This is a genomic window from Novosphingobium sp. AAP83, from assembly GCF_001295795.1.
GTDB lineage: Bacteria > Pseudomonadota > Alphaproteobacteria > Sphingomonadales > Sphingomonadaceae > Novosphingobium.
This window is the reverse complement of record NZ_LJHY01000002.1, coordinates 186211-197970: the sequence shown is the minus strand read 5'-3', so window position 1 is coordinate 197970 and position 11760 is coordinate 186211. Positions and strand designations below refer to the sequence as shown.

General features: G+C 54.8%; 5 protein-coding genes. 4 read left to right on the top strand and 1 reads right to left on the bottom strand.

Annotation, left to right across the window (positions count from 1 at the left end; all coding sequences use genetic code 11):
* The first annotated feature begins 281 nt into the window (after positions 1-281).
* A complete protein-coding gene (locus IP81_RS01760; RefSeq protein ID WP_082355888.1) occupies positions 282-1277 on the top strand; it encodes a division plane positioning ATPase MipZ in 996 nt (331 codons plus the stop codon).
* A gap of 112 nt (positions 1278-1389) precedes the next feature.
* Here the strand turns inward: IP81_RS01760 and IP81_RS01755 are convergent, their stop codons facing one another.
* Positions 1390-1821 carry a hypothetical protein gene (locus IP81_RS01755; RefSeq protein ID WP_157573038.1) on the bottom strand — a complete coding sequence of 144 codons (432 nt, stop codon included), beginning with the start codon at positions 1819-1821 and terminating at the stop codon, positions 1390-1392.
* A gap of 745 nt (positions 1822-2566) precedes the next feature.
* On the opposite strand from IP81_RS01755, the gene IP81_RS01745 reads away from it, so the two are divergent.
* The 3 genes from IP81_RS01745 to IP81_RS01735 all read left to right on the top strand — a co-directional run bounded on the left by IP81_RS01745 (position 2567) and on the right by IP81_RS01735 (position 11723).
* Positions 2567-8464 carry an autotransporter domain-containing protein gene (locus IP81_RS01745; RefSeq protein ID WP_054106243.1) on the top strand — a complete coding sequence of 1966 codons (5898 nt, stop codon included), beginning with the start codon at positions 2567-2569 and terminating at the stop codon, positions 8462-8464.
* Positions 8465-8632: 168 nt separating this feature from the next.
* On the top strand, positions 8633-10363 hold the full coding sequence (locus IP81_RS01740; RefSeq protein WP_082355886.1) for a type I secretion system permease/ATPase: 1731 nt from the start codon (positions 8633-8635) through the stop codon (positions 10361-10363).
* Entirely contained in the window at positions 10356-11723 is a 1368-nt protein-coding gene (locus IP81_RS01735; protein WP_054106241.1) for an HlyD family type I secretion periplasmic adaptor subunit, read from the top strand. The genes IP81_RS01740 and IP81_RS01735 overlap by 8 nt, the downstream gene beginning before the upstream one ends.
* Positions 11724-11760 lie beyond the last annotated feature (37 nt).

Here is an 11760-nt window from a genome sequence, read left to right as displayed (position 1 = left end):
TCTGCATCGCCGCAACCGTCATCTTCTGGCTCAATCAATGAGTCCTGAGCCTAAGTGAGCTGATATGGTGTTTAGGCGGTGCTCATGAACGCGTCGAAGGCCATGGATTTGGGGAACGGTCTTGCGGCTCGATCTTCAGATTTAGTGCGATATGCAACGTTTATTTTTTGATTAAAATATGATAATTTTTACACAAAACATCGAGGATGTGATTTTGATGTTGGATGTAGATGCGGAATGGTGAAGGTAGTAGCGTGTAAAATCATGATGGGGATGGCTCGATGGATCAAACCGCGCCGGTTTTGAACGGAATGTTGGCACGCCACGATCCTGCTTTGGAGGGATCAAGCGCCCCTCCTGTTGCTTCGGTCATCGTCAAACAGGCAATGACCCGCCGCCGACCCGGTGCCCATATCGTCGTCTTTGCCAATGAAAAGGGCGGGGTTGGTAAATCCACGCTCGCGTTCCACACCGCAGTGGCTCTTGCGTATTCAGGCGCCCGCGTCCTCGCGATTGACCTGGATCGCCGCCAGTGCTCGCTTTCGCATACGCTGAATGTTCGTGCGGGTACGGACAGAGCCCTGAACGTCGGCCTTCCATCAGCACGCCATCTTGTGTTGGAGAGGCAAAGCGGACCACTTCTGGATCAGGAGATAGCCAGGATCGGATCAGGAACCGATTTTATTGTGATCGATTTACCAGGCGCAGACTCGACAACGGCACGCCACGCTATTGCGATCGCAAATACTCTGGTCACGCCTGTTGGAAGTTCGACTTTTGATCTTAACGCCTTGGGGCAAACCCACCCTGTAACCCGCCAGCTTACCCGGATGGGGAATTTTGGATGCCTGGTCAGCGAAATCAGAGCTGAATTACTGGCCCATAGCCAACCGGTATTCGATTGGCTCGTTTTGAAAAACAGATCCCGCACAACGGATCGCAGGCTTGAACATCAGGCCAGCGAGGCCTTGTCGCTCATGGCCACAGAGATGAACTTCCGTGTGGGGAACGGATTGGCTGAGCGGATTGGTTTCAGGGATCTTCTCTCTTATGGGCTAACGTATCTCGATCTAAACCTCATACCCGGTGTTGGCAGGCGCCGGACCGATATCGAGCAAAGCATCATCTCGCTTTTGGCCGAGCTTGAACTCCCCGGTTTTGCAAATAGCGGCGTGAATGTGGGGGCGTTGCCAAAGCAGAGAGGGGTAATGTCGAGCGGTAACGCCTCCGCTTACGCTTCGGCACTCCAGCAGCATATGAACCGCCAAACTGATTAAGAGGCTGGTTTAACTGTCGTGTTAACTCCCGGGATTAGCGCCGGTATTCAGCGCGATTTCCACTAGCGCTTGATTTTCGGAATGAAAGCGCTGTGGTAGGTGTCAAAAATTGTTAGCAAGAATAAGACACCGCTTGTACTTTGCCATTCGAGATCAGGCTGAAAACGACTTTTTTGCCGCCCCTGTCAAAAAAGAAGGTGAACGGATTGCTTTTGTCGAGACCCCATGCGGCCACATTTTTTCCGATAAACGCGATACTGATCGAATGCCGTTCGGCTTCGCTATTTTCGACACCATGAAATTGCCAAACTCTGTCTTTCGAAAACATATCAATCCTGTTGTTAACAAGATCAAGGCTAATGCGATTGACTGTATCAAACGGAGCGGCATCTTGCGCTTCGGTCGCAGCGCAATTGTAGTCGATCGTCCGCAATTCAGTGATCTTGCCCGAGCCTTCTTGCTTGGCGGCATCTGCCTCCTTGCTGGAACCCGTGCAGGCAGCGAGCGTGAAAGCTCCTGTAATTACTAAGAGTGAGCGGATCAAGCTATCCTCCAAAAACCGTTCGCGCGCTGTAATGACGCGCTATGATAAATTCGACATGTTATCATTTATCATTTTTCGGGCTGGTCAAGGCAAATTTGCCGGTGAGCATCGGTTTGTGGCGACGTGGGGTTGCTCCCATAGTAGTTCAAGATATTGGATCAGAACGTAAAAATTACCTAAATGCTGGTGATGAAAACGCTACCAAGGCCTCACATGCAATCGAGTGACAAAAGGGAGTCCTTTCGGCAATATGGTTTGCGCAATTTTTGTAGAACGTATCGCATACCATTTTTCCAGTTGAGCGTTTGCCTAACCGGATGGGTGGTGCTGACGCCATGCCAGCACACAGAGTTCATTTCGACCAATCTGCAAGACCGTGCCGAAGCCAATTTTGGCCGATTACAAGGAAAGATGGCGCAGGAATATGTCGATCTATCTGAGCATCCCAAGGCGCAAATCGACCAAAGGCAGGTCCCCAGCGGACTTACTGTTGCGATAACGAAGACCAAGATCAGACGCAAGGCGCTCTAAATCCAATGTAATTGGCTGATCGCTGCCAGATCAGCATCAAATTTCCTCCATGATAACAAAGCTCATAGCCCAAAGTGATATATTACATGTCTAATCTGATCATGCGATGTGGCATTATGATTAATTCCTTGTGTTTCGGGGGGGGGTAAGAGGCAAACCTGAATTCCGCGGCCTGACGATTCTTGGGCATCGTTGGGCCGTACCAGGGGGTAAGATGATAAATTCACGTTCGCGCAGGCTTTTTGCAGCAAGCACATCGGTACTTGCATTAGCCGTAACGCCAGTTTTCGCCGGTGACGCTGGCAATGTTTCGGGCATCATCGCCAAGTCAAAGGCCAAAGGTGCCGACTATGTAAGCACATTGCGCATTCCACAGGGAATCGTGAATGTATTTGGTGCTGATGTTGTTTCTGAGCGCGGCGTGGCGGAAGCTGCGGTCAATCGTGTAAACGGCGAAGACGGCGGCGCGATACGTCAGAAAGTTGAAGTTGAGTATGGAAATGGCGGGGCCGTCCTGATTAACGATGGCGACACCACCATCCAGGCAGCTTCGCTCGCCAGTAGCGAGAAGCCGCGCAAAGATGTTCTGGCGTCCAGCAAGATCGCCTACGGTGTCCGCCAAGACGTAGATGTTGATGAAGGACGGTCGGTTGACCTTTCGATCACCAATAACAACGCGTTTTCGGTGAACAGCAGCGCCACAGGCGCATTTGCACTCCCGGCCCGTGGCGATGGCAATGCAGAACATGCTGCGATTGCTGTGGTGGGCAGTGGTACGGAGCAGCATGCCGATGCCTACGAGGGCGGTAACGGTTCGGTCTCACTGACCAACGCACAAACTGCCATGATAAACTTTTCGGCTGAAGCTTCGCTTGCTCCAACCGACCCGACCGAAGGCAATCCTGCGCAAAGCGGCAACGCCATTGCCATTCTGGGCAAACCCGTTGATCAGCGTGCATGGGGCGTTGATGCTTCTGCGCTGGTCAAGAATGACGGACTGTTTGAAGCCAATGCTTCGGCAAGCGTGCAAGGCACCGAACGTGCAGCAGGACTTGCCGCAATAATGCGTGGCATTTCGCAAGACGTTGTCGGTGAAGCAACGGCAAGCGCCACGGTAGAAAATAAAGCTAACGTGAACCTTGTTGCCCGGTCAGATGCGAGCGGCTCCGTCCGTGCAGATGCTGGTGCAGTTGTGTTCCAGGGCATTGCCCAAAACGTTGTTGCAGGTGACACTGGTTCGGCAACAATCGTCAATAGCGGAACCGTTCACGTTGATGCAGATGCAACCGCGTCGGCAGGCAAGACAGCACGAGCGACAGCGTTCACCGGCCAAGCTGTTGGTCAACACGTTGAAAGCTCGCAATCGAGCGCTACGCTTAACAACACGGGATCAATCGAAGGTCATGCGCTTGCGCAAGCAACCTCGGGGGATGCTGACTCGGAAGGCGCTCAGGATCGCGCGGTGGCGAAGGCCGCCATCGGATTGCCGCTGAATGGTTCGCAATTGCCACTACCGGCATTTGGCGCCCTCATCGATGAACATCTGAAATTTGAAGTTCATGATGACAAGAGCCATGATAATGACTCAGGTTCGGATCACGATCATAGTGACGAGAAATCGGGCTCTAAATCCGACAATAGCGATAGCTATGACGAATCTAGCCATGATGATCACGAAGAAGAACCCGCAGTCGGGCCGTTGGCAGGCGTGTCGCAAGTTGCGATCGGGTCGACTGCCACGATCAACAATGCGGGCACGCTGGAATTCGCGTCGGAAGCTAACGCAACAGGCGTCAATCGCGCTCGAGCAGGCGCAAGCACGCTTTCGGTAGTGCAGGTATCCGAGGGTAACGAAGCTGCTGCAAGCTACAGCGGTGCTGCGGGAAGCATTCTTTCCGCTGAAAGCAGCGCGAATGCCAGCGCTGATAATGCCCGCGCACGCGGGGCTGCGGCAGGACTTATCCAAAGCGCTGTTGGCGTGGACACAGCAACGGTCAGCTTTGCTTCGGCAGGCAATGTGGTAGCTGAAGGCAGTGCGGTTGCGAACGGTGTTTCGCGTGCTAACAGCACGGTTGATGCCGGCGGCGTATTGCAGAACGCCACGGCAGAGGTTGCCCGCGCGCAGTTTGCTCAGTCTGGCACGATGCAGGCCAGCGCAAATGCGCAAGCTGGCGGTGCTGGTGCCAATACACTGGTTCCCGGTGGCCAGACGCCCGAGCAACTCCTTGAGCAGTTTGTCATCATTGATGGCGCCGCTTATGTCTTAGATGATCGCTTCTCCGGCGAAACGGCAAACGCAGAAGCCAATGTCGTCGCCGTTGTATCGCAAACGGTTGTCGGCAATGAAGCGACGGCCTCTGCGTCGAACTCGGGCTCTATTGCTGCAACGACGAGCGCTTTGTCGGCCGGCGTAGAGGACAGCAATGCTACATCGCGCGTTGGCGCGGTGATTGCGCAAGAAGCAGTAGGCGATATTGCAACAATCGACGGTGCGAATAGCGGTCAACTGACAGCAAGCGCCAACAGTCTTGCCCTTGGAGGCGAACTATCGCAGGCCAGTTCACAAGTTGAAGCTGGCGTGATGCAGCAAGCAACAGGCGGAACTGCATCGGCTGTCTTCAACAACTCTAATGCTGCCGAGATTCGTGCGGTTGCACTTTCGCGCGCTGACAGCGCCAACGCTTCTGCCGAAATCGGTTTCGGAATTGGCCAATTTGTTGAAAGCGAAGAGTCAACGGCAACGATCACGAATAGCGCTCGTATTTCGGGCACTGTGCTGGCCGCTGCGCATGGTGGCGGAGATGGTGATGGCAATGCAAGCGCATCTGGTGCAATCGGGTCTGTCGAAAGCGAATTGCCCGGCGCACTGGTTAGCCAACAGGCTCTTGGTTCAACCGTATCGCTTGCGAACACCGGTCAAATCAATTCGCTTGGTCTTGTAACGGCCCAAGGTGTCGGCACAGCAAATGCTAGCGGATCAATCGTAAATGTTGCCCAATCGGCATACGGTATTGATGCTGGGGCAACTGTAAGCAATGCAAAGAACGCGAGCCTCAAATCACAGGGTACGGTTTTTGCTGATGGGATCATCGCTAGCGCGCAATATCAAGGCGTTACCTTGGCACAAATCGCCAACGGTGATGCTGCCAAGGTCAGCTTGGTCAACGCTGGTGATATCAGCGCTAAAGGTTCCGCAGCCGCTGACGGTATTGAATCAGCCTCTGCAGACAGCACGACCTTGGGCGTTGTGCAATCAGCATATGGCGATGCTGCCACGATCAGTCTGCGCAACAGCGGTTTGATCGACGCCAACGGCTTTGCACGTTCGAATAGTGCTGAAGGAAGCAACACCTTTGCAACGGCAACCGGGTATCGTGCCGGCGGCGATGAGGTAATCCTTGATGTCGTCAACAGCCGCGACATCAGTGCTTCGGCAGATGGCCTCGCGTCGGGATATCTAGCCGTTTCTGCGACTGCTGCAGAATTCGTAGCGCAAGATGGCGCGGCCGCTCTTGCAGGTTCGGTTTCGAACACGGGAACAATCCGTGCAACCGCCGGTGGTACCGGGGGGGATCTTACGTCCATCGTGGCGACGGGTGTGTCCTTCCATTCAGGCCTCAACAGCGCGGTGTTCAACAACTCCGGGCTGATCGAAACGAACGTGAATTCTGCTCTTGGTGCCGAGCGGTCGTCGACTGGCATTCTTGTTACCGGGCTTCAATTGGACGATGTTCCCGCCGCGACGTTTACCATCAACAACAATGGCGGAACGATTGTTTCTCGGGTCAGAAACCAGCCACTCGTAAGCGGCTTCGCTGCAACTCCTGCGCCGGGCAATGCTTGGTTGCGCGGAACAGCTATCGATACACGCAATGCACCAAATGCAGTGAAGGTAAACTTCACTGGCGCAAGCAACGTCTACGGCAATATTGAGATTTCCGGTGACGACATGCTTGACGTCCGTAGTGGTGAATTGACGTTTGAAGGCGTTGTAAACACGGATAAGGCGCTGCGCGGCCACTTGGCGGTTCAGGGTGGCGGTACGCTGTATCTGGTTGACCCGGTCAATCGTTCGGCAGCGAGTGGATATGCCTACGAAGGTGCCAGCAAGGTAAACGTTGAGACGCTGACCTTTAAAAGCGGCAGTACGCTTGCACTGCAACTTCCAACAAGTTCGGTGGCAAGCATTGCCCAGGCTGAATATCCGCAATTGCGGGCCGAGACTGCACGCCTTGCCGGGACGCTGGAAGTTCGTCTGCCCACTCCGAATGGCCTGTACGATGACTACTTCTTCGATAACGTTATAGACTCCAACGATCTGGGTGGAACACGCTTTGATCGTGTTGTGACGTCATATCTGACGCCGCTGCTAAAGCCCGAGGCTCGTTATGATGGTTTCGAGAACGTCGATCTGATCATTGATCGTATTGGTTTTGGTGCTGTTCCGGGTCTTACCTATAACCAGACGCAAGTCGGCAAGGGCATCGAGAACGTCTATAGCCCGATCCAACAAGGGCCATTCGGAAACCTTTTGGCAAACTTGTTCAAGCAAGGGCCTGCTGAATATCCCGTAGCGCTCGATCAGTTGTCTGGTGCTGAATATGCCGGATACGTTCAGGCTGTTCGTAACCTTAGCCAGCAAGTCAGCACCAACCTCAACGACCAGTTGACCTGCGTGCGCGACAAGGAAGACAAGTGCGAGCCCAAATCGCCGGGTCTTCGCATCTTCGCGATGGGTGGACATGGGAACAGCAATGTAGACTTTGATGGCAATTCAAGCGGTTATGATGCCAACGGCGTGCATATCCTGTTTGGTGCAGGCTATGGTGATGGTGGTTTCTCCATTGCAGCATTTGGCGGTTATCGCGAAGTAAACGTTGAATTCAGCCGCTTTGGCAACGAGCTCAAGTCGGATGGTTGGCAGGCAGGTCTGGTTGCCGGTTATGAAGGTCGCGATGCCTATATCCGCGCAAATGGAAACTTCTCGAAGCTTCAGGGTGATAGCGAGCGCAACATTTCAATCGGCACAACATCCGGTGAAATTACCGGTGACGTTAACGCCGAAGTCTTCGCGCTGAACACCGAGATTGGTGCTCGTCTTCGCCTTGGAAAGTTGCTGATCTCGCCTTTCATTGCTCTTGATTACACTTCGGTGAAACTCGACGAAGTGCGCGAGCAAGGCGTCCCTGGTGCGAACCTGACTTTGGGTGAACAGCAGCAAGATCAAACGTCGATGTTTGCAGGTGTAAAGTGGAGCCTTCGTTCAGGCGCGGTCGTGCCGGAAATCAAGGCAGCTTATCGCCATGACTTTGGCGAAGAGTTTTTCCTGTCTAGCGCGATGTTTACCGATGCGCCGATGGGCAGCCGATTTACGGTTCGCTCGCCCCGTATCGAGAGGGATTCATTCATACTCGGAGGTTCGCTTGCTGCCGCACTTGGCAAGCGCGCGACCGGTCGCGTGGGGTATCTCGGTCGGTTGAACGGACAGGCTAAGGATCACGCGGTTTACGGGTCGCTTGTCCTTCGGTTTGGTGCGACTGAGGCTGCACCACCCCCGCCGCCACCGCCACCGCCACCGCCGCCTCCACCGCCGCCTCCTCCACCGCCGCCGTCGCCAATTTGTGACAACGGTTCGTATTTGGTGTTCTTCGATTTTGATAGCATCGCACTGACCCCTGAAGCGCGTACCACACTTGATACAGTGGCGGATGCCTATGGCACCTGCGGTTCTCCGTCTGTGATCATAACAGGCCATACCGACCGCGCCGGTTCAGTATTGTACAATGGGAAATTGTCGTTGCGTCGAGCAGAGACCGTCAAAGCCTATCTGTTGGAGCGCAAGGTTGTTGAAGCGATAACCACGCTGGCAAAGGGCGAGGCAGAACCTCGTGTTGCAACCAGAGATGGTGTGGCCAACGCGCAAAACCGTCGTGTCGAAATCGTTTATGAAGAAGATGCGCCGGTCGACGCAGTTGCTCCAACTCCCGCGACTGTTGCGGCACCGGAAGTCGCTCCAGTAGCAGAGGTCGCTCCAGTAGCAGAAGTTGCGCCAGTCGCAGAAGTGGCTCCAGTCTCGCCTCCGGCTCCGGTCGAGGCTCCTGCCAATAACTGAGGTTAAAAAGAGTTATCAAATTGCCAGCGCGTCTTTTTTAGGCGCGCTGGCTCTTTTTTTGAATGCCAACTTTGAACGACGACCGGTTCTTTCCGCCCGATTTTTATCTCTTTGATGCCCGGCCAGCGATGGGCGCCATCGTTGTTTCCAAAAGTGTGAGTTCATGTGATGTTATCCCATAAAGTTGACCTCGAGCATACGCCCCTTAAGCGGGCTTTAGGCGGAGCAAAGCGGGCGATTTTGGGCATTGCGGCGCTCAGTGCCTGCATAAACGTGCTCGTGCTCGGCGGTTCCATTTACATGATGCTGGTCTATGACAGGGTTCTACCCTCGCAAAGCATCGCAACGCTTGCTGGGTTGCTCGTTCTCGTTTTGGCGGTCTATGCATTCCAGGCTGGCTTCGAAATTTTACGTGCCAACATGTTGGGTGACGTTGCCGCTGACCTGAGCGCTTCACTTCGCCCCAGAGTCTCCTATCTTGAGCACCGGATGTCTATCGAGGCTCCGAACGAGGCTGCGGCAAATAGCCCTCTGCGTGATCTTGAGCAGATACAATCGTTTATTGCTGGGCCAGGCCCTGCGGCATTGATCGACTTGCCTTGGATCGTGTTCTTTCTGCTGATCCTCTCTGTGCTTCACATTTGGCTGGGTGTTACAGCCTTGGTCGGTGCGCTCGTTCTTGTTGCGATGACTTGGATGACCGATAAGATTAACCGCAACGCGGTGCGCAGACTTACGGGCCTTGCCCTTAGACGCAACCGCGTTCAGGAAATGCAGCGGACTCATGCTGAAGTGATCGCAGCTCTTGGTATGCGTGATCGCCTGATTGGCGCAGCATACCAGACAGCACTCGAGTTTTCATCGAGCCAGCGTGAGCTAAACGAATTGAATACACGGTTTGCTGTGATCACGCGCACTTTGCGTATGGTGCTGCAATCGGTGATACTCACGGTTGGTGCGTTGCTCGTATTGGCAGGAGCGGCGACAGGCGGGGTTATATTTGCCAGCGCCATTCTTTCAGGCCGCGCGTTGGCTCCTGTTGACCAGGCGATCGGCCAATGGCGCGGTTTTGTGGGTGCCAGGGATAGCTGGGCGCGGCTCAATGCCTTGTTGGTGAATGCACCAGAGGTTCCAGAGCGGATAACGCTTCCCGCGCCGACAAAGGAATTGCGTGTCGAGGCGTTGACTTCTGGGCCGCCCGGGATCGAGCGCCCGACTGTTGAAGACATAACCTTCAATGTTCGTGCAGGTACGGTTCTCGGGATCATCGGAGCAAGCGCAGCGGGCAAATCGTCGTTGGTTCGTACGATCGTCGGTGCTTGGCCAGCGAAGGAAGGCAAGATCAGGTTCGACGGGGCCGCGAGTGATCAATGGGATTCTGATGATCTCGGCCAGCATGTGGGCTATCTGCCGCAGAGCGTTGAGATGTTTGGCGGAACAGTGGCTTTCAATATCGCCCGCTGTGATCCCAATGCGTCATCCGAAGACATTATTGCAGCCGCCGAGATCGCCGGTGTCCACGATCTAATTCTGGCACTTCCCGGTGGTTATCAGTTTGAAGTTGGGGAAGGCGGCAGGAACTTGTCTGCTGGCCAAAGGCAACGCATCGGGCTCGCCCGCGCGATGTTCGGCAACCCTTTCCTGATCGTTCTGGATGAGCCGAACTCAAACCTTGATGCGATGGGTGAGTTGGCGTTGATCAACTCCATTCGTCGCCAGCAGCAGCGCGGTGCAATCGTACTGGTCGTTGCGCACAGGCGCCATGTTCTTGAGGCAACGACCGATCTGATGGTCCTTGATGCTGGCAAAATTCGTGATTTCGGGCCGCGCGACCAAGTCTTGCAGCGGCTTGCAACAGCCAACACGGCTGCACCGTCAAAGGTTCCTACCAATGCTTGATGACAAGACAACCAACCCATCGGCCAGGCCGCTTGTTCTGCTGCCCGAAATGGAAGCGGATAGCCGGGCCACGTTTGAGACGAATGCGCGCTTGAAAGGGCGCATTCGCACATCATTTATCGCCATTGGTGGCCTGCTGGGCGTTTTGCTGATCATGTCGCAGTTTGTGCAGGTCACAGGTGCGGTGATGGCGCAAGGGGCGCTGGCCGTCGAATCCCAAGTGAAATCAATTACGCATGCAAACGGCGGTGTCTTGTCGCAGGTACTTGTGCGCGACGGAACCAAAGTCCGCAAAGGCGATATCCTGATGCGGTTAGACAGTTCGGTCAGCGAGGTCAGTGCAAACCTGAGCGGAGCAAGCGTTGAAGAGCTCCGGGCGAGACGGGCGAGGCTTGAAGCTGAGGTTTCGGACCGGGCTTCGATCCAGTTTCCCGAAGATCTGCTGAATTCGAATATGCCGGCCGCAAAGGAAGCAATTGAGCGCGAAAGACGACTGCTTGCGATCCGCAGATCGGAACGTGCGAGCCAGGTCAATTTGCTGGGCGAGCGTATCCGGCAGGCCCAGTCTGAGATCGTCAGCACACAAAAACAGATCAGCGCTATTCGTCAGCAAGAAACGCTTATTGGCCCTGAACTGAGCGGGCTTCGCGATCTTTACGGTGAGAAGCTTGTTACAATCAATCGCCTGAACGAGATTGAACGCACTGCCATCAGCCTTTCAGGTGAAGCGGCGGCGCTTGAAGCGCGCGTGGCGCAAATTTATGCGCGGATCTCGGAAATCCGGCAGCAAATGCTGTCGGTCCAGCAAGGTGCACGGGCCGAAGCTGGCGGGGAGCTTGCTCAGGTTATCGAGGCGTCGAATGTTGGCGAAGTGCGCCAGGCAGACGCCAAGAGCGCTTATGAACGGAGTGTCATTCGGGCGCCGCAGGACGGGATTGTCTATGCGCTGGCTTTTAGCACACCGGGAAGCGCGATACCTGCTGGACAGCAAATCTTACAGATCGTGCCGGACGGCGATGACTTGGTAATCGATGGGCGCGTAAGCCCTGCCGACATTGACCAGCTTAGCGTTGGTCAAACCGGGCGCGTGCGGTTTTCCGCGTTCAGTGCCCAGCAAACTCCCGAAGCTTTAGCGCGGCTGTCCTTTGTGGCACCCGAACGGACCTACGATGAGGCATCGGGCATGAGCTTTTACAAAGTGAAGCTTGTGTTTGAACGGAAGAAATTCGAGCAGGAATCCGGGTTGCGCCTCGCGGTCGGGATGCCGGCAGAAGTGTTCATAACCACGGGTGATCGTTCGCTACTTTCGTATCTGATCAAGCCATTCATCGACCAGTTCGAGCGCGCATTCCGCGATTGAGCATCTGGCCGCACGGGCGTGCCTGATATTGTTGCAG

What these genes read in the sequence shown, in the direction of transcription:
- IP81_RS01740 (WP_082355886.1), top strand. Translation starts at nt 8,633, where the DNA reads ATGTTATCCCATAAAGTTGACCTCGAGCATACGCCCCTTAAGCGGGCT.
- IP81_RS01735 (WP_054106241.1), top strand. Translation starts at nt 10,356, where the DNA reads ATGCTTGATGACAAGACAACCAACCCATCGGCCAGGCCGCTTGTTCTG.
- IP81_RS01760 (WP_082355888.1), top strand. Translation starts at nt 282, where the DNA reads ATGGATCAAACCGCGCCGGTTTTGAACGGAATGTTGGCACGCCACGAT.
- IP81_RS01745 (WP_054106243.1), top strand. Translation starts at nt 2,567, where the DNA reads ATGATAAATTCACGTTCGCGCAGGCTTTTTGCAGCAAGCACATCGGTA.